This is a genomic window from Pseudoalteromonas sp. KJ63-1 (genome assembly GCF_055808145.1).
The window spans coordinates 436,710-455,962 of sequence record NZ_CM147855.1; the positions used below are offsets into that span (position 1 = coordinate 436,710).

At 40.4% G+C, this 19,253-nt stretch carries 19 protein-coding genes; 9 read left to right on the forward strand and 10 right to left on the reverse strand.

All coding sequences use genetic code 11. From position 1 onward, the window contains the following. The first annotated feature begins 1 nt into the window (after position 1). From AC0L7Q_RS02060 to lpxC, 4 genes are all read left to right on the forward strand, one after another. Positions 2 to 763, forward strand: a complete 762-nt coding sequence (locus AC0L7Q_RS02060) for a cell division protein FtsQ/DivIB (RefSeq protein WP_413401241.1) — start codon at positions 2 to 4, stop codon at positions 761 to 763. 13 nt (positions 764 to 776) lie between these two features. Further along, positions 777 to 2,009 (forward strand): cell division protein FtsA, encoded by a 1,233-nt coding sequence (ftsA, locus tag AC0L7Q_RS02065; protein WP_013464060.1) that lies wholly within the window; start codon positions 777 to 779, stop codon positions 2,007 to 2,009. A 21-nt stretch (positions 2,010 to 2,030) separates the two neighbouring features. Then, complete coding sequence (gene ftsZ, locus AC0L7Q_RS02070; RefSeq protein ID WP_413401242.1) at positions 2,031 to 3,287, forward strand: cell division protein FtsZ; 1,257 nt, start codon at positions 2,031 to 2,033, stop codon at positions 3,285 to 3,287. A 108-nt stretch (positions 3,288 to 3,395) separates the two neighbouring features. Beyond that, positions 3,396 to 4,307: a UDP-3-O-acyl-N-acetylglucosamine deacetylase gene (gene lpxC, locus AC0L7Q_RS02075; RefSeq protein WP_010390707.1), complete on the forward strand. Its 912-nt coding sequence runs from the start codon at positions 3,396 to 3,398 to the stop codon at positions 4,305 to 4,307. Positions 4,308 to 4,394: 87 nt separating this feature from the next. Here the strand turns inward: lpxC and yjjG are convergent, their stop codons facing one another. From yjjG to AC0L7Q_RS02090, 3 genes are all read right to left on the reverse strand, one after another. Then, positions 4,395 to 5,069 carry a pyrimidine 5'-nucleotidase gene (gene yjjG, locus AC0L7Q_RS02080; protein WP_413401243.1) on the reverse strand — a complete coding sequence of 225 codons (675 nt, stop codon included), beginning with the start codon at positions 5,067 to 5,069 and terminating at the stop codon, positions 4,395 to 4,397. An 11-nt stretch (positions 5,070 to 5,080) separates the two neighbouring features. After that, the gene (gene yjjX / locus AC0L7Q_RS02085; protein ID WP_413401244.1) at positions 5,081 to 5,620 is read right to left on the reverse strand and encodes an inosine/xanthosine triphosphatase; all 540 of its coding nucleotides are present in this window, start codon (positions 5,618 to 5,620) and stop codon (positions 5,081 to 5,083) included. Between the two features lie 168 nt (positions 5,621 to 5,788). Beyond that, positions 5,789 to 6,688 carry a phosphoribulokinase gene (locus tag AC0L7Q_RS02090; protein WP_008114793.1) on the reverse strand — a complete coding sequence of 300 codons (900 nt, stop codon included), beginning with the start codon at positions 6,686 to 6,688 and terminating at the stop codon, positions 5,789 to 5,791. 115 nt (positions 6,689 to 6,803) lie between these two features. Here AC0L7Q_RS02090 and AC0L7Q_RS02095 point away from each other — a divergent pair, with 115 nt between their 5' ends. Then, entirely contained in the window at positions 6,804 to 7,676 is an 873-nt protein-coding gene (locus AC0L7Q_RS02095; protein ID WP_413401245.1) for a TolB-like translocation protein, read from the forward strand. Between the two features lie 339 nt (positions 7,677 to 8,015). Beyond that, on the forward strand, positions 8,016 to 8,381 hold the full coding sequence (locus tag AC0L7Q_RS02100; RefSeq protein WP_008114788.1) for a hypothetical protein: 366 nt from the start codon (positions 8,016 to 8,018) through the stop codon (positions 8,379 to 8,381). Between the two features lie 241 nt (positions 8,382 to 8,622). On the opposite strand, the gene AC0L7Q_RS02105 is transcribed toward AC0L7Q_RS02100, so the two are convergent. The 6 genes from AC0L7Q_RS02105 to AC0L7Q_RS02130 form a co-directional block, all read right to left on the reverse strand. Next, complete coding sequence (locus tag AC0L7Q_RS02105; protein ID WP_413401246.1) at positions 8,623 to 11,196, reverse strand: M1 family metallopeptidase; 2,574 nt, start codon at positions 11,194 to 11,196, stop codon at positions 8,623 to 8,625. Between the two features lie 96 nt (positions 11,197 to 11,292). Then, on the reverse strand, positions 11,293 to 11,973 hold the full coding sequence (locus tag AC0L7Q_RS02110) for a site-specific integrase (protein ID WP_413401247.1): 681 nt from the start codon (positions 11,971 to 11,973) through the stop codon (positions 11,293 to 11,295). Between the two features lie 86 nt (positions 11,974 to 12,059). Next, entirely contained in the window at positions 12,060 to 12,410 is a 351-nt protein-coding gene (locus tag AC0L7Q_RS02115; protein WP_008114782.1) for a DUF2750 domain-containing protein, read from the reverse strand. A gap of 11 nt (positions 12,411 to 12,421) precedes the next feature. Beyond that, on the reverse strand, positions 12,422 to 13,006 hold the full coding sequence (locus AC0L7Q_RS02120; protein WP_413401248.1) for a glutathione S-transferase family protein: 585 nt from the start codon (positions 13,004 to 13,006) through the stop codon (positions 12,422 to 12,424). A 69-nt stretch (positions 13,007 to 13,075) separates the two neighbouring features. Beyond that, positions 13,076 to 13,357 carry a peptidylprolyl isomerase gene (locus tag AC0L7Q_RS02125; RefSeq protein ID WP_008114778.1) on the reverse strand — a complete coding sequence of 94 codons (282 nt, stop codon included), beginning with the start codon at positions 13,355 to 13,357 and terminating at the stop codon, positions 13,076 to 13,078. A 74-nt stretch (positions 13,358 to 13,431) separates the two neighbouring features. After that, entirely contained in the window at positions 13,432 to 14,001 is a 570-nt protein-coding gene (locus tag AC0L7Q_RS02130) for a glutathione peroxidase (RefSeq protein WP_409424652.1), read from the reverse strand. Between the two features lie 88 nt (positions 14,002 to 14,089). On the opposite strand from AC0L7Q_RS02130, the gene AC0L7Q_RS02135 reads away from it, so the two are divergent. The 3 genes from AC0L7Q_RS02135 to AC0L7Q_RS02145 all read left to right on the forward strand — a co-directional run bounded on the left by AC0L7Q_RS02135 (position 14,090) and on the right by AC0L7Q_RS02145 (position 17,857). Further along, entirely contained in the window at positions 14,090 to 14,578 is a 489-nt protein-coding gene (locus tag AC0L7Q_RS02135) for a GNAT family N-acetyltransferase (protein ID WP_409424653.1), read from the forward strand. Between the two features lie 111 nt (positions 14,579 to 14,689). Beyond that, on the forward strand, positions 14,690 to 16,684 hold the full coding sequence (locus tag AC0L7Q_RS02140; RefSeq protein WP_413401249.1) for a hybrid sensor histidine kinase/response regulator: 1,995 nt from the start codon (positions 14,690 to 14,692) through the stop codon (positions 16,682 to 16,684). A 45-nt stretch (positions 16,685 to 16,729) separates the two neighbouring features. After that, entirely contained in the window at positions 16,730 to 17,857 is a 1,128-nt protein-coding gene (locus AC0L7Q_RS02145) for a response regulator (RefSeq protein WP_413401250.1), read from the forward strand. 257 nt (positions 17,858 to 18,114) lie between these two features. Here AC0L7Q_RS02145 and queG read toward each other — a convergent pair whose 3' ends face one another. Then, positions 18,115 to 19,248, reverse strand: coding sequence for a tRNA epoxyqueuosine(34) reductase QueG (queG, locus tag AC0L7Q_RS02150; RefSeq protein WP_413401251.1), 1,134 nt, complete (start codon positions 19,246 to 19,248; stop codon positions 18,115 to 18,117). Between the last annotated feature and the right edge of the window lie 5 nt (positions 19,249 to 19,253).

A 19,253-nucleotide genomic window follows, 5' to 3' on the forward strand; every position in this document is an offset into this window, starting at 1 on the left:
TATGCATCCCTTTTTAGAGAAAGCGCAGCAACTAAAACAGCAACTTAACTGGTCGCTGATTTTTGGAGTGAGCTTTTTTCTAGCTGTGGTGATTGGGTTAATTGAAATAACCAATGGGGTTTCCCATTGGTTAGTTGCAAATAAAGATGCGCAAATTAAGCATCTAACGGTGTTGGGGAGTCCCAAATACACCGATGAAAAAGCAATAACTACCGCGATAAAAAAAGCGGATTTAAGTAGCTTTTTTGAGTTAAACGTAAAGCATGTTCAGCATTTAGTGCAAGAACTACCTTGGGTGGCAACGGTATCGGTAAGAAAGCAATGGCCTGATACTATCCAAGTTTACGTGGTAGAGCATCAAGCGGTCGCTCACTGGAACAGTGATTTATTGATTAATCAAAGCGGCGATGCGTTTGAGGCTAAAAGTGATAAATTAAGTGCCACATTACCCCAGTTATATGGGCCAGAAGGCAGTGAAAAAGAAGCATGGGTAGCGTTTAAACAGTTTGATGAAATGCTTAAAGTAAATGCACTAACGCTCACTAGCCTTGCGCTATCTGAGCGGTTTTCGTGGCAACTTTGGTTAGATAATGGCGTGCGTTTAAATTTAGGGCGCAAGGATAAAGCCAAGCGTGTACAGCGTTTTATAGACGTTTATTCACGCATAGAACAACGTGCTGATGCACAGATAGATGCAATTGATTTACGCTACGATACCGGCCTTGCAGTGAGCTATAAGCCACTGCAAGAACAGCAATTATAATAAAGAGTAAGGCATGACTAAGTCAGCAGAAAGAAACCTAGTGATTGGATTGGACGTAGGCACTTCGAAAGTAGTGGCCACGGTAGGTGAAATCACCACAGATAACAAGCTCAGCATTGTTGGCGTGGGGAGCCAAGTATCTCATGGAATGGATAAAGGCGGCGTTAACGATTTAAATTTAGTGTCTGAGTCTATTCGCCGCGCAATTGATGAAGCCGAATTGATGGCTGATTGTCGTATTAGCTCGGTTTATTTGGGTATTTCTGGCAAACATATTCAATGTCAGAACGAAAGTGGTGTTGTAGCTATTAACAACACCGAAGTAACTGACGAAGACATTGAAAATGTAATCCATATAGCTCGCTCAGTGCCAATTTCAGCTGAACGCAAAATGTTGCATGCTTTGCCACAAGAGTACAGCATTGACATGCAAGAGGGGATTAAAAACCCACTTGGCATGAGTGGTGTGCGTATGGAAGCACGTGCGCATATTATTACCTGCTCCAACGATATGGCTAAAAATATAGAAAAATGTGTTGAACGTTGTGGGCTTGAAGTTGACCAACTTATATTCACTGCGCTTGCCTCGTGTTACTCCGTACTGACGGACGATGAAAAAGAGCTAGGTGTCGCGGTGCTAGATATCGGTGGTGGTACTATGGATATCACTATTTATATTAATGGTGCGCTGCGTCATTCCGCGGTTATTCCTGTGGCGGGCAACCAAGTAACCGGTGATATTGCAAAAATATTTCGCACACCTATATCACATGCAGAGTCACTCAAAGTACAATATGCCTGTGCAAGTAGCCAAATGGCGAGCAGCGAAGACACGATTGAAGTGCCAAGCGTAGGTGGGCGACCAGCAAGACTGATGTCTAGGCATACGTTATCTGAAGTGGTTGAGCCACGTTTTAGAGAATTATTTGAACTGGCGATGGAAGAAATTCGTCGCTCAGGATTAGAAGACCAAATTGCAGCAGGTCTCGTCATTACTGGCGGAACTGCTAAAATGACTGGCGCAATGGAAGTGGCTGAAGATATTTTTCAGATGCCAGTAAGAATAGGTAAACCAATTGGTGTAGTAGGTTTAACTGATTATGTTGATGATCCATCGTACGCAACCGCTGTAGGTTTGTTACAATACGGGCGTACTATGCAGTCGATGAATGCACAAAAGTCGAAAGCGGATGATAATAATAATTGGTGGAATCGCATCACAAAATGGTTTCAAGGCGAGTTTTAGTACTCAAGTCGGAGAGTAAATATGTTTGATATAATGGAACAACACAGCGAAGAAGCTGTAATAAAAGTAATCGGTGTAGGCGGTGGCGGCGGTAACGCAGTTGAGCACATGGTAAAACAACAAATAGAAGGCGTTCGTTTTATCGCAGCCAATACGGATGCGCAAGCATTACGTAATTCAGCCGCTGATGTAACTGTACAATTAGGCACGCAAATAACCTCTGGGTTAGGTGCGGGTGCCAACCCAGAAGTAGGTCGTGAGTCGGCCGAAGAAGACGCCGAAACCATTCGTGCTAGCCTTGAAGGTGCCGATATGGTGTTTATTGCGGCAGGCATGGGTGGCGGTACAGGTACCGGTGCTGCGCCAGTCGTGGCTAAAATTGCTAAAGAGCTAGGCATTTTAACTGTTGCAGTGGTAACGCGTCCGTTTGATTTTGAAGGTAAAAAGCGTGCCGCTGCTGCAGAGCAAGGTATTAGCGAATTATCTGAAATTGTGGACTCGTTAATCACTATTCCAAATAACAAGCTATTAAAAGTATTGGGTAAAGGAACAACTTTACTGGATGCATTTGCTAAAGCAAATGACGTATTGTTTGGTGCGGTACAAGGTATTGCTGAGTTAATTACTCGCTCGGGTCTAATTAACGTGGATTTCGCCGACGTACGTACTGTTATGTCTGCAATGGGTACGGCGATGATGGGTACAGCATCTGCATCGGGTCCTGATCGTGCACAAGAAGCAGCAGAAGCTGCTATTTCAAGCCCGCTTCTAGAAGACGTAGATTTAACCGGTGCTAAAGGCATCTTGGTTAACATTACTGCGGGTATGGATATCGCGATTGAAGAATTCGAAATTGTGGGTAATCACGTTAAGGCGCTAGCGTCTGAAAACGCAACGGTTGTTGTTGGTGCGGTAATTGACCCTGAAATGACGGATGAGCTACGTGTAACTGTAGTTGCAACTGGCTTAGGTGGTGATCGTCGTCCACAGTTTGGTATTGTAGATAACGGTTTCAAAAAAGCGTCAGGCTCTGATGTAACTAGCTCAAGCACACAAACAAGTAGCAGCATGTATGTACCTAGCTTTGCAAGCCAAGGCACAAGCACGACTGAAGAGCCTACAACGACATCGCAAACTGAATCAAAAGAGCAAAGCGCATCGACTAGCTCTTCAAGTTCAGCAACGAATACGTCGTCAAGCAGTGCTAAGAAAACAGATAAGTCTGAGGGTGGCGATTATTTCGACATTCCCGCCTTTTTACGTAAACAAGCAGACTAATTAAAAAACAGTACTTTTGTGCGAAATATGAACGAATATTGTAGTTATACCGTATTTATGTTACAATCCGCCGTCTAACTGTAATATATACTTAAAGTGAGCGAACCTATGATTAAACAGCGTACGATTGCACAAGTAGTCAAAGCCATAGGAATTGGACTTCATAAAGGTGAGAAGGTCACAATAACTCTCCGACCTGCGAGCGCAAATACTGGGATTGTATTTCGTCGTGTCGACCTTGATCCGGTTGTTGATTTTGAAACAACACCTGAAGCCGTTGGTGATACGCAATTGTGTACCTGTTTAATAAACAAAGATGGTGTTCGCTTATCAACTACAGAGCATTTAATTGCGGCTGTTGCGGCAATGGGTATCGACAATCTAATTGTTGAACTTGATAGCTCAGAAGTTCCAATAATGGATGGTAGTGCATTGCCATTCATTTATTTATTACAAAAAGGCGGCATTGAAGAGCAAAATGTTGCTAAACGCTTTATTCGTATTAAAGAAAAAGTACGTATTGAAGAAGGCGATAAATGGGCTGAAGTAGAACCTTACGACGGATTCCATATCGACTTTGAAATTGCCTTTGATCACCCTGCAATCAATGAAAGCCGCCAACGCATTGGCTTAGATATTACCGCACAAAGCTTTACTGAAGAGATTAGTCGCGCGCGTACTTTTGGCTTTATGAAAGATATTGAATATATGCATGCTAATAACCTTGCACTAGGTGGTAGTATGGATAGTGCAGTGGTACTTGATGAATTTAAAGTTTTAAATCCGAACGGTCTGCGTTACCCAGACGAGTTTGTCAAGCATAAGATACTAGACTGTGTAGGTGACATGTTTATGACAGGTCATAACCTTTTAGGTAAAGTAACTGCATTTAAATCAGGCCATGATTTAAACAACAAGTTACTACGCAAAATTATGGCAACTGAGTCAGCATGGGAGTGGGCAACCTTTGAAACGCCTGTTTCGATGCCTGCACCCGGTCTTGAATTAGCAAACGCCTAATTAGTTAACCGCTTACATACAGTTATAAAAAATGACGCTTATTAGCGTCATTTTTTTTGGCTGTTTGTCAGCACAATCAGTCAGGTATTACAGACCTAAAATGGTTTGTAACTGTTTTAACTCAGTGACTTGATACGTTGGCTTAATACCTTCAGGTAAGATTACCCCAGGGTGCTGTAACCAGCAGGTGTCTATGCCTGCATTTCGTCCACCAATAATATCACTGCTGGCGGTATCACCTACCATTAAAATTTGCTCTTTCGGTGGATTCCCCATTAAATTAAAGGTGTGCTCAAATATCTCTTTTGCAGGCTTAGCAATACCTACTTTTTCAGAGATTACCAGCCAATCGAACATATCTTGAAGCCCCGTATGTGCTAAGCGACGTGCTTGCAGCTGACTAAAGCCATTAGTGATAATACCTAATTTGGCATGAGGTTTAAGGGCGTTTAATAATTCAACCGCACCGGGTAAAGGCATACAAATTTCAGCCATTGCCGATAAAAAGTTATCATTTAGCTGCTGGGCTGGAACATTAAGCTTATTTGCCAGCTCACTAAAGCGAGTTACTTGCAGGTGATTTGCGGTAATTTCGTTATTTTGATAAGCAATCCATAGTGGCTTATTGGTGTTTTGGTAATGGTCATAATCTGCTTTGGTAAAATCCATGTCATAAGCAGCCAACATTTTTTGTAAGCCAGCAAAGGCATTAAAGCTAAATAAGGTTTCGTCGGCATCAAATAATACGTAGTTATACTTCATTAAAACATCCGTTATTGATTATATAAAGTGGGATTAAGAAAAGGGGCCATGGCTAGAGTCAGCGCTTGAGTATAGGTACTTTCTCGTGTTGCATGATGATCAGTTAATAAACCAATAGCACCCCCTTGCTGCTTAATATTGGTGGTATTAAAAGCCTTATCCATCACATCTCCAAGTTCTTCACCTTGCAGCAATGCATTATAAAAAACTGAAGGCAAAGGTAAGTTACTGCTTCGGCCTGTAACTTGCTGTGCGCCGTCATCAATAACGACATAGGCAAAGGTTGCTGCACCATAGCTAAATTGCGCTGCGCCGCCTTCCATCGCTATGTAGTAGTCTGCTTGATGCTGTGCTTTACAGTAGTTAACTCGGTTTTGCGCTCCCAAACACGTTTGTTCTTCGCCTATAGGCTGATCGGGTACATCAGAGGGGGCGTGAACGCCACTACATTCAATTAACTGCTCGGGAAAATACATCGCAAAAATGTGTTTAGCGGCATTTACTTTTACTGGGTTTTTAGACCCAACAACAATTTTAATAGCTTGCGACATACTACTCTCATCATACTTAAAATCAGCAGTGTACGTGAGTTAGACTAAACAAAAAAGAGCAGAATGTATTTGCGATCACTTGATAAAAGAAATGATCAGCTCCATAGGATCATTGTATGTTGTTAGATCTTATGAACCAAAGTAGTCTCTAAGAAATGAGCGATACACTTAAATAGGAATTTCAGGTGGGGCTAATTTTGCTAAGGCGCGTTTTTTCAAAATAATATCTTTGATCAGTGGTGTAAGCACTAGCTCCATAGCGAGTCCCATTTTGCCACCGGGTACCACAAGCGTATTGATCCGCGACATAAAGCTGCCTTCAATCATGCGTAAATAATACGGGAAATCAACGTCATCAATGCCCCTAAAGCGAATAACGACAAAGCTTTCATCAAGGGAGGGGATATCTTTTGCGCTAAATGGGTTGGAGGTATCAACGGTGGGTACTCGCTGAAAGTTAATATGGGTACGAGAAAATTGCGGCGTTATATGATTAATGTAGTCATCCATACTGCGCACAATCGAGTCCATTACTTTTTCACGAGAATGGCCGCGTTCTGAGGTATCGCGAATAAGCTTTTGGATCCACTCAAGGTTAATAATTGGCACCATGCCTATGAGTAAATCAACATGCTTAGCAACATCATGATCTTCGTCGACCACGCCGCCATGTAAGCCTTCGTAAAACATTAAATCTGTATTTTGCTCAAGCTCCTGCCAAGGCGTAAATGTTCCAGGTAACTGGTTATAAGGCACGGCCTCGTCAAAGGTATGTAAATAACGGCGCAGTTTACCTTCGCCTGTTTCACCATACTTGGTAAATAAGTCTTCTAATGCACCAAAGTCATTGGCTTCTCGGCCAAAATAACTTATGTGTTTACTTTCTTGTTGGGCTTCACGAATTTTTTTGTCCATTTCAGGACGTGTGTAACGATGAAAGCTATCACCTTCAATAAATGCAGCATTGATATCGAGGCTGCGGAAAATATGCTTCACGGCATTGGTGGTGGTTGTAGTGCCTGCTCCAGATGAGCCGGTGATTGCAATAATAGGGTGTTTAGCTGACATGTTTGTTCTCTTTTTTATGACCCATTAGTTATAAAGACCTTACTAAGCTAGGTCAAGTGACGTCATCAGTAAATAACGTTATCATGAGGTGCTTAAAATTAAAACGAGAGAAAGCATGAAACTGATCAAACCGTTGTTAGGGCTAATAACAATTAATGCTTTAACATTGGGCGTTGCCCAGGCAAATATGCCTAAAAGTCAAATACTGCTTGCCGATTTAAATACTCCGCATGGCATACGCGTAAGCATTGTTAGTGATAAAACCAGCTACAACAATCAGCCCCACTTAACCGATACGGGCCTTTATTATACGCGTGAGGTAATCAGTAATAATAAGAGCCAAACTGATATTGCGCTTTACGATTTATCATCAAAACAAACCTCCATGATCACCAATACAGCTGTAAGTGAGTATTCGCCAACAGTAACACCGAGTGGTGATAGTTTATCTGCTATCGTGGTTGAAGAAGATGGCAAACAAAAGTTATGGCAATATCCGCTGAGTACAGAGCAGGCACCAAGTCGTATTTTTGATTGGATTGAGCCTGTGGGCTACCACGCTTGGGGTAATAACAACGATTTAGTGATGTTTATTTTAGGTGAGCCACATACATTACAATATACATCGGTTGTTGCGGCTAAAGGTGAAGTTGTTGCAAATAACATTGGTCGCACACTTATTTACAATAAATCGCGAAGTGAATTTTTATTTAGTCATAGTAAAAATGGCCAGCACCAGTTAGCCCGTTTTGACCCTCAAACCAAGCAGGTAAGCAACATCCTTAGGTTGCCAAACCAAGTACAAGACTTCATCTTAAAAGATGAAAATACAGTTGCTTACGCAATTAAAAATCGTATCTATCAACGACAACTAACAGCTGGATCTGATATATCTCAATGGCTCGATTTAAGCCAATATTGTGATACTGAAATAAGCCGGTTGAGTTATAAAAATCAGCAATTAGCGTTTGTATGTAGTGTTAAATAAACACTAAATAATAAATTTCGGACTTTCACTCATGCATGAGTTAGTCTAGGGTCTGTTGACCTTTGCGGATTACAATTTGTTCAAACTAGGGGCGGTTTAATCGCGGCGCGAGGTTTGTAACCTAGTGGGCTAAGTAAAAACCGTGCAACAAAGAGTAAATCGCCCCTAGGCAGAACCCGAAGGGCAGCGCCTGTTTGGCATTGATGCAGCGTTATCGCCTATTTATGGGGAATAACCACACCACATAGGCTTTGCCTTGCCTAAATACCAAACAGACTGCTGCAAATTTAACCTTGAAAGATCAACAGACCCTAACTATTAAATAAAAAGGAAAGTCACGTGGCATTTAGCGCAGACGAGTTAACAGAGCAGCTGATAAAACTAGAGTGTAGAAGTAATTTCAAAATAAAAAACATTGCTGAGTATATGCTAGCAAACTCTAAAGAAGCGTTTTACACCCATGCCGAAACGGGGAAAGGTAAAATTGTGATCCGTCCTGCATTTGAAGTGTTTAGTGATGACTTTACTGATATTGATGGGGTTGTGCGTACTCAAGGCTATTTTCATAGCAGTGAAATGACCCGTTTTCCGACTCGTATTTATAAAAGCGCGCAGCCTATTCATTATGGTGTCGCTTTTAAAATTAACTCTGAACAAGCGGCAAAAGAGTTTATAGCTAAGCTAACCATGATTATTGGCGGTTAATAGAATGGTGCAGGGCTAAAGGCAAAAGGTGCAAGATAAAATCTGCAACCTTTAACCTTTAACCCTTTATCTTTGTCTTTAATCACTAACTCTAAAAGCGCAGCGCCTCTTAATCTCTTTGTGAATAATTTTTTTAAGCTCTTATTACACAAAGAGAAGACAATGAGAAAACATCAGCCATTAGCCCGAGTTTGAGATTTTCGGCCCGTTACCCGCAGCCCGCCATCCTTTAAACTTTAACTTATTTGCTGTTTAAAAAGCTATTTACTGATTGTAGTTCACGGTTTTTAAGTGCAATACAGTCATTAGTACTTTCTGCAAGCTTACTTAATGTGCGCGCATAGCCAGGTACGTCATCAAGTTTAGCGTCAAAGAACGTTTGCGTTGTCGCTAAACTTTCAGCATCACAGCTAGCAGTAGTAAAGTAAGGTAAGTTAGGCACAAAAAATGGTGGCAAACTTGCTGTTACTTTATCGTAGTTGCTATATATCCAATCAATAAAGAGTGCTTGGCGTTCATCGGTGTAACTTTGCCCCGATAAAATAGTACGCATATCAGAAGCGGTTACTTCATCGGTTAAGCTATATGCAAGCACTGCTTTTTGGAGTTCAGGTTTACCAAAATAACCCATTGCTGCCAACATATTGGTACGAACTTGTGGATCTTTAGTGGTTTTAAAGGTTGCCATAAACTGATCAAGCAGCGCTTTATCACCATGAAAAGCCGCAAGACGTAAGTAAGTACCCGCTAAATAAGGGTCTACTTTTTGTGGATCTTTTAAGTAAGCAGCTGTTTGTTGCTTAGCTTTATTGATCACATTTTTATCTTCACCATCAAAGCCTAAACGCGATACCACCGCAGCTCGCAGTTGAGCAATAGCGCCATCCTCACCCATTTTTGCTTCTAGGCCATATTTTTTAGCGGCAGGCATGACTGCATTTTGAATAAATGTAGGCCATAAATCTTTGTTGCTATCGTCTTTAAAGGTACGTTGCTGAGATGCTAAATAACCTAAAGCAGTGTTAGCTACGCGTGGATGACTATCACTGGCAAATACTTCAAGCGTTTGCATCAGCTTAGCCGCAGAAATTACACCTGCGTCAAGTAAGGCGTCAGTAGCTGATAACAATGCAAGGCGCTCGTGGTCGTTTAATACGCTTGCTGCATTATCAATTAGTGCGTTAAATTGCGCATCGTCCATAACCCAGCGGTAGTAACCTAGCGCACCTTGGTCTGGATATATCCACTCTGGCTCAAAATCTAACTCTAGCGTTTGGTTTTGTTTATTAAGTAATACACTGGCAGTTTTTACTTTATCGCCTTTACCGTACTTAATGGCAACGGGTACATTCCAAAGTTGGGCTGGAGCATCAACACCGGCATTAGCAAAACGGCTTTGCGAAATAGTGATAGTTTTACCTTGCTGATCAACCTTGATTAAAGGAAATGACGATTGTTCAATAAATGATTTTAAAACACTCGCTACATCTTTGTTAGATGCTTTACCAAGTGCTTCCCATAAATCGGCGGCTTCGGCATTTTTATAAGAGAACTCTTTTAAGTAATTTTGAATGCCAGCTTGAAATGCGTCTTCGCCAATCCAGTTTTCAACCATCGCCAGTACTGAGCTACCTTTGCTGTATGCAAGGCCTAAACCGTCCATAATATCGGCTTCGGTTTTAATTGGTTTACGAATTGGCTTAGTGCTTAAGCGAGCATCTAACGCCATTACATTATTTTGTGGTAAATCTAGGTGTGATTCAAACTCAGGATTAAGTTGCTTAGTAATTTTTGCTGCCATCCAGCTTGCAAACGCTTCGTTTAACCATAAGTCGTTCCACCATTTCATAGTCACTAAGTTACCGTACCATTGGTGAGCTAATTCATGGGCAATAATAGAAACATTACGTTGCTTTTTACTTCGCGTTGCAGCTTCTAAATCAACCAGAAGAATATCTTCGCGATAAGTTACCAAACCTGAATTTTCCATGGCGCCAAACGGAAACTCTGGAACAGCCACTGAATCTAGCTTTTTATACACGTAAGGAATACCAAAGTACTCTTCAAGTGCGCCCAGTACTTTAGGCATATTCTCTTCTGCGTACTGCGCTAAATGAATTTTACCCTGTGGGGTGATCACACGCCCAGGAATTGGCATGCCTTTAATTTCTAGCTCTTCAAACGGGCCTACAGCCATAGCGACTAAGTACGATGGAATTGGTGGCGTTTTATCAAAGTAATGGGTAGTCATATCGCCATTCACTGTTGTTTTTAACTCAGGCGTATTTGAATACACTTTTTGTGACGTGGGGGCGGTAATGGTTAACTGAAATGGGATTTTATAGCTTGGTTCGTCAAAGACCGGAAACGCACGACGGGCATCGCTCATTTCAAATTGAGTGAACAAGTACGGAACGCCTTGATCTAGGGTTTTATATAGCCCTACACTTTGGCGATTATATGGCGCGGAAAAATCAATTTTTAAAGTGTATTTACCCGGCTGAATTTGCTCTTCGCAGCTAAATTTAACTTTACCGGTTTTAAGCATTTCGCTGTTTAAGTCGCAGTTTTGCTCACCCAATAGTTGAACCATTTTGGTTGCGTAATCAACACCATTAAGTTCAATGTAGCGTGTTGGTTTAAGTACCTCCAAACGGATCTCAGTCATTCCTGTAAAAGTATCCTGACTTGGGTCGAGCGTTAAAGCGACTTTTTGTGAACTTGGCTTTGCGAGTTTTTCAATGACGAATTCATTAGCGTTAGCAGCATTTATCGCAAGCGCCACGCTCACGGTTAAGAGGCTTTTAAAAAACATAGTTATCCCTAGATTTTTGTTGTTAGAAGAGTGAGTACACTCCATCCTAACAGCTTTTTTTGCTAGCAATAAGAAGCAAAAGAGTAACAAAGTTTGTCAGTGGCTATCTCGTGTTAAAAAACGTTGCCAATGGAGGTGGGAATTGATAACACGAATTTGTTGTAAGACGGTATTAAGCAACTTTGTATCAGCAAAATGTTCGTCAGGGTAATCATTAAAGCCCATTAAGTAATTGAAGCAGTCTTTAGAGCCTGCTTGCAGGGCATAAATACGAATTTGCTGCTCAAAGTTCAGCCGCAAACTACTAATGGCGGTTTTCATCCCGAGTTGATCCACGGAAGGAATTGCACATTTTTGCAAATACCCCGCACGTTCGCCCTCGCCTGAAAACCAAATGCGTACTTTTTCACTGTAGCGTCCTGTTTTTGCTGGGAGGTCAAACAGTAAACGTGTGTGCTTTTGCGCTTTTAAGTAGGCTAAATAATCATTAAATCCGGCCTTGAGCAGAGCGTGATGTACAGGAATTAAACGAGGTTTAATTTTACCATGGGTATGAAAGCTAAAGCAGAGAATGTTATTTTCAACCACCAAGTCATCTAGGGTTAAACAACCAATTTCATCGCTGTAGGCGCCACTATAATACGCAATTAAGGGCAACCAAAAGTGCCAGTGCTTAGCTTGTTCACGGGCAAGCCGAGTATCACTATAAATATATCCGGTATAGAGCGTATGCAGCTCCATAGCTGAAAATGGACGACGACCAAGATGGGTTTTCAACGCAGTACCTTGACAGTTTTTATTATTTTATACCCCAACTAATTCGTTGTTAATTGGGGTAGTGTCAGTAAATAAACAGTTAAAGCTTATTCACTTAAAGCGCGGGCTAAACCAACTGGTTCAATTTCTACACACACTTGATCGTCATTCCAATTTAAACCAACCAGAGCATCATCCGATTTAAGGTCTTCAACCCAATCATCTAAAAATTCATCTAGGTTAATTTCTACTGGGCTATAGTCTTTCCACTCTTCTTTACATTGCTCTTTTGCTGCGTCTTCTGATTCCCACAGTAAAAGTACATCGGTATCATCAAATTGATTTGATTCACATACAACAAAGCCACCATCTTGTGCACCCAGTGCCCAGATCTGCTCACTAACACGTACTTTTTCTACAAAGCTAACTAGTTGTGATTCAATTTCGATATCGCTCATGTGTTCACCTTTTAAAATTTGAGTCGAGGGTTGGTATTTTTAGCCGCTTGACGCTGACTAAACGCTTCATAAAACTTAACTAACTTCGATTGCGCGCTAAAATCAGTGAGTTCACGAAAGCAGATCCAATCTAGCAAGCAGTATAAACTGATGTTGAGGCATTCACAGCTTTTAAATTCATCATCGTTTAAATGATCATTTAAATAGTCTAATGTTTGCGCAATTCGCTCATTTTGCAGATTAAAAAATAGTTTATCAGCTTGCGTGTCAAACCCAGAACGATGACATAACAATAATTCAACCAATGAATCGTTACAGGCATTGATGCTAGTTAAAAAATGCTCTTGCGGCCAAGTTAACGGGTTCTGCTGTGTTTTTTCAAGTAAGTAACGCAGTATATTATTTGAGTCGCTTAAGTTAAGCGAGCCATCAATTAAGATAGGGATTTTAGCTGCCGGGTTGTGCGACATCATTAAAGAACGATCATCGCTTGAAAAAATGTCGAGATTTATAAACTCAAGCTCACAGTTATTTTGTTGTGCCCAAATTCTGACACGGCGTGCGTAAGGGGAAGAAATAGAGCCAAGTAATTGCATATTGGGGCTTTTGCCAACTCCACATAAATAAAAAGCCGCTAATGCGGCTTTATTAATAAATCGATTTGCTTACTCTGAGCGGCTGGTTACTTCTAATAAATGGTAACCAAACTGTGTTTGGACAGGACCTTGTACTTGGTTAAGTGGTGCTGAAAAAACCACTTTATCAAACTCTGGAACCATCATGCCAGGTCCAAACTCACCTAATGCGCCACCATCTTGACCTGAAGGGCAATTAGAGTGCAATTTAGCTAGCTCAGCAAAGTCTTCACCTTGCTCAATTTTATCTTTAAGGTCTAAACATTGTGCTTCACTGTCTACGAGTATGTGCCTTGCACTTGCTACTGCCATAAAATCTCCTATTTATAAGTTTAGTTTTTATCTACTAAGCAACATCTTAGTAAGGTTAAACTGAAAATACAAAATTAAAATGCACTTTTAATGGCGCTTTCTAATTTTGGTGAATCAGGTGTAACGCGGCTGTTAAAGCGAGTCACTGTTTGACGATCTGCTGAAACCACGTATTTATAAAAATTCCAGTTAGGTGAACTAGTTTGTGCGTTTAAGTGCTTAAAAATAGGGTTGGCATCACTACCACGCACTGCGCTGGTGGCTAACATGGGGAAAGTAACGCCATAATTTACATAACACACTTTAGCCGTATCTTTTTCGTCATTTTCTTCTTGAAAAAAATCATCAGATGGGAATCCCAGCACGACTAGGCCTTGATCTTTATATTTATTATAAAGCGTTTCTAGCCCTTCAAACTGAGAAGTAAAGCCGCAATTGCTGGCAGTATTTACAATCAACAATGGCTTATTTTTAAATTCACATAGATTAAGTGTGTCGGTTGAGCGAAGCTTTCTAAGTGACACATTTGTGAAGTCATCGCAGTTATCAGCTTTAGCTGAAGGGTTGTTGGTGACTGCGGCATTAGTGTTCATAGACGTACAGCCTAGGGCCAATGTTAATCCGAATATTATTTTTCTTATCATGCGGCTACCTTGAATGCGATTTGATGGGTGTTTATGTAACTTATCATACGCTACTATAGGCGAAATTGATCAATTTTACTTATTTTCTATGACTATACGTTTAGCTAAACCTGATGATTTAACTGCTATTGTTGCCATTTACAATGAAACTATCCCTAGTCGAATGGTAACCGCCGATACCGAAGAGGTAACTGTTGCTGATAAACAATCTTGGTTTGATAGCCACACAGCTAAAAGACCTATTTTCGTTTACTGCGAAAATGACCAAGTATTAGCCTGGGTTAGTTATAAATCGTTTTATGGGCGCCCAGCTTATGATGGCACCGTTGAAATAAGCATCTATATTACGGCTGCAGCCCAAGGAAAGGGGTTGGGTAAAAAGCTGATGCAATTTGCACAACAACAAGCACAAAATCTCGGTATTGAAGTGTTACTCGGATTTATTTTTAGCCATAACGAACCGAGCATTAAATTGTTTAAGCATTTTGACTTTGCGGTGTGGGGAGAGCTGCCCAATGTTGCAAGAATGGATAACCAGCTATATAGCCTAACCATTTTTGGTAAGCATTTAATGTGACCCCATAACCATGGGCAAGCAAAAATACATTTATTTAGACGATTATGCCAAACTAAAAATTCTATACTATGCTGAAAAGACGTTTCCCTAAACTCTTTTAAGTGTATATAAATGGCGCAAAAAATACTTATCATTGATAGCAGTAGCATGATTGCTATGCGCTTAAAAGTACTGCTTGAGCTAATTGGTTGTGAAGTTGAATTAGTTCATTATTCTATGTTTGATCAAAGTAGCAACATAGATGCGTACGATATGCTTGCCTTTTCACAAGGAACACCAACAAGTCTGGTTGCTTCGTTGGTAAAACAAGCGACCCGCCAATCATTTTTACTTTTAGCTCCCAAGGCTGAAAGTGGTGAGCTGCTTGATGCATTTGGTAAATTAAACGAGCTTGTTCCAAATGCAACGATTATTTATCCATTTTATTCTAATAAAGAAATCACCTCATTTATTGAAGGGCTACTAGAAATTGGCCCTGACCATATTTTTAAACTGCCTACTATTTTGTTAGTTGATCATGTTAATGAGCGTTTAGAAATGCTAAAAAGTAGTTTAGTAGGTGCACACATAGAGGTATATACAGCGACAAATCATGATGAGGCGCTTAATATTGCTAAACTCAGAATGATTGATATTTTAATTAGTGACTTTGGTCTAAAAGAAGGGCTCGGCTTAAATATATTTACCAGCCTCAAGCAGATACAACCGCATAGCCGCTGCTTATTATTGACCTCGCGTCCCGCTCAGGTTTCTATGATTGAAGCAATTCGCCAAGGTGTTGAAGACGTTTTAATTAAGCCACTTGATGATAATGTTTTATTGCAAGCAGTTCATAAGTTGTGGCAAACCGAATTGCTCAAACGTCATAACGCAGAGTTAGTTGAAAGGCTGCAAGACACAGTAGATGTACTCATTGAAAAAGACAGCTTACTGCAAGTTATTTTTAAAAATACTCCCGATCCAATCTTACTTTTTGAACGTAAAGGCAAAATAGTAGAGGCCAACGATGCGTGCTTAAAGCTATTCAATTTACAGTTTAAGAAACTCATTGCTCACTCGTTATTTCACTTTTTAGATGACGACTCAGTACAGATAATAAAAGATAAAATATCTACCCTAAACAGTAATAGGCAATTTAGTTGCGACTTACATATCGTCTGTAAAGATGGGAGTAAAATTCCACTCGTTGGCTCATTTAATGAGATTGACCATCATGGTGAGATAGCGTTAGCGGTTATTTTTAAAAATGTAACTCATTTAAAACAAAAAGAAGATTTATTACTTGAGGCAAAAGATCTTCTAGAGGAGCAAGTAAGAGCGCGCACCTCACAACTTGAGCATGCGAAAAATATTGCTGAAGCAGCTAATTTAAGTAAATCAGAATTTTTAGCTAATATGTCACATGAGCTAAGAACGCCAATGCATTCTATACTAAGTTTTTCACGTTTTGGTATCAGTAAGCTTGAAGATGATGATTTTAGTAAAGATAAGCTTTTAAAATACTTAACTCGAATCGAATCAAGTGGGCAAAGGTTACTATCATTACTTAACAATCTACTTGATTTGTCGAAATTAGATGTAGGTAAATTTCCCTTTAACCCCCGTGCATGCGATTTAACGACTATTGTTAAAACAAGCATTGATGATGTTGGTGGGATTGCCATGGAAAAAGATATCAAGATTGCATTTAAATCAGATAACCCACCAGTTGTAGCACAATGCGATGAAGAACAAATTAATCAGGTGCTTAGAAACGTCTTGAGTAACGCATTAAAGTTCAGTAACAAACATAGCACTATTGAAGTTATATTGGAAACAGGTAGTGGCTGTGCAAATATTGAAGTAATAGACAGCGGAGTAGGTATACCAGAAGACGAACTTGAAACTGTTTTTCAAAAATTTGTGCAAAGCAGCAAAACAAATAGTGGTGCAGGAGGTACAGGATTAGGACTTACGTTGTGCCGTGAATTTGTTTCTTTACATCAAGGAACTATAAAAGCCTGTAATAACGAACTAGGTGGGGCAACCATAAGCATTCAGGTTCCTTTGGAAATAAACCTCGATGAATATTTAGCCGATGAGCAATTAGTGAAAAATAGTAGCTAATAACCGAATTGTTTTAATGAATACGATTTATATGGACGAAAAATTATGGCTTTAACTAAAATTCTTGCAGTCGACGATGAACCATTTAACCTCGAAATAATAGAAGAAATTCTAGAGGAATTAGATTTTGAACTGAAACTGGCTTCGAGTGGTCCGGAATGCTTGGGCATGGTTGAAGAGTATATGCCGCAGGTTATCTTACTTGATGTAAGTATGCCAAAAATGAATGGTTACGAAGTATGTAAAGAGCTCAAAGTGAACCCTAAAACACAAGATATTATAGTGATGTTTGTATCGGCAAGGGGGACTGTTGAGGAACGTATGGAAGGTTATTCAGTAGGTGCTGAAGACTATATTGTAAAACCGTTTGGCCACGATGAACTAAAGCAAAAGCTGACTAAGTTAAATCAAGTATTAATAGAAAAACAACAGCTTGAAAAGCAAGTGAAAGAAGCTACCTCAACCGCTTTTGATGCTATGGCAAATAGCAGTGAAATGGGTCAAATAGTTAACTATGTTGAAAATATCGGTTTTATCAACGATGTTGAGGAGTTAGGTAAGGCATTAGTAGAGTGCTTACAGGCGTTTGGTCTGCAAAGTAATATTGAATTTAGATGTAACGACACCAAATCGCACTTTGCTTTAAACGGTGTGTGTTCGCCGATTGTGATTGAGTTATTTGAAATGCTTAAAAACAAAGGTCGGTTACATGAGTTTTCTCATCGTATTTTGGTTAATTACGAGTTTGTCAGTTTATTGATTTTGAATATGCCAGAACAAGATGAGCAGAAGCATGGACGTATACGTGATCATATTTGTTTTATTGTAAGTGTAACCGAGCAGCAATTGCGCGCCATTACTACTAAGAAAATGTTGGTTTCGCAGCAAGAGCGATTAAACAAAGTGGCGAGTACTGTTCACAGTAAATTTCATAGTTTAATTGGATTGCTTAACGACAGCCGGATAAATAACGAAAAAGTATTTAAACAACTTCAAGAGGAGTTAGAAGAGCGGATCCCAACCATGGGACTCGATGAAGACCAGGAAGTGTTTATTTACAAAAAGGTCGACGAAACGATTCAAAATTCGGTGGCACGCCAAGAATCTGTTGATCAGGTTAAAAAAGCGTTCGCAGAGATAGAGCAAGATCTCGCTTTATTGTTGAAAGGCTAAAGGTGCGGGCTACGGGCTGCGAGGCGCGGGGTAAACTCCTTGCTACGATTAGACAAATTAACCTGTAGCAGCGACTTTATGTCGCGTCTTTTAAAGGTTAAATACCAAAGGTGTGCGCTACAGATTAACTAAAATATGTACTTTAATTGTGGCTTCTCATTTACTCCTCATTTTCTTCTCTGTGTTAAATCATATATTAGTAAATTATGCACAAAGAGAGCTAAGAGATCGCAGAGGAGGTTAAAAAGGTAAAAGGCTTATGCGTCTCTGGGTAAGCCTTTTTCAACTATACGAATTAGCCGTGCTGTTTTACGCAACTTTTGTCTTTGTTTATCGTGTTGCTGGGCGAGTGCCCAATTTATATGCTCACCCACCATGTCATTTACCGTTTGGCGCTTATCTTCGAGTGCTGAGATAATCGCTGGGCTAAAATCTGCGTTTCCTAAGCCAACGGCTATATTTCGTAGCCAACGTTCATGGCCAATGCGGCGGATTGGACTGCCTTCGGTATTTTTTAAAAAGGTAGTTTCATCCCAAGCAAATAACTCGAGTAAATCTTTGTTTTTTAATTGTGTACGAGGGTGAAAGTCAGCCTCGTCGGTAATTTGTCCATAGCGGTTCCATGGGCATACTAATTGGCAATCGTCACAGCCATAGATGCGATTTCCCATTAATGTTCTGTATTGCTCAGGAATAGGCCCTTGATGCTCTATAGTTAAATACGAAATGCACTTGCGCGCATCAACCACATAAGGTTCTACAATAGCGCCAGTAGGGCAAAGTGTTATGCAGGCAACGCATTTGCCGCAGCCCTCAAAAGTGTTTTCGTTATCAATAGGTAAAGGCAAGTCGACAAAAAGCTCGCCTAAAAAGAACCAGGAGCCCGCCTCTTTATTTATCAGTAAAGAATGCTTTCCGCGCCAGCCTAATCCCGCTTTTTCAGCGAGTTGACGTTCAAGTACAGGGGCTGAATCAACAAAAGGCCTAAAGCTATAATCACCTACATGTTGTTCAATTTTTTTACCTAACTGTTTGATTCGGTTGCGCATCAACTTATGGTAGTCACGGCCAAGGGCATATCGGCTGATATAGGCTTTTTCGGTACTTTTAAGGTTTTTAGCAAAGCCAGAATCAGGTGGGAGGTAATTCATTTTAACTGAAATAACCCGCTGTGTTCCGGGTACTAGCTCACTAGGGCGAGCGCGCTTCATACCATGGGCTGCCATATAATCCATTGAGCCATGATAACCCGAGTCAAGCCATCGCTGAAGCTGTGCTTCATGCTTAGTTAAATCAATGTCAGTAATACCCACTTCACTAAAGCCAAGTTGTTGACCCCATTGCTTTATTTGTTGGGCTAGCTGTTCATAATTTAGATTGACGTCGCTCACATGCT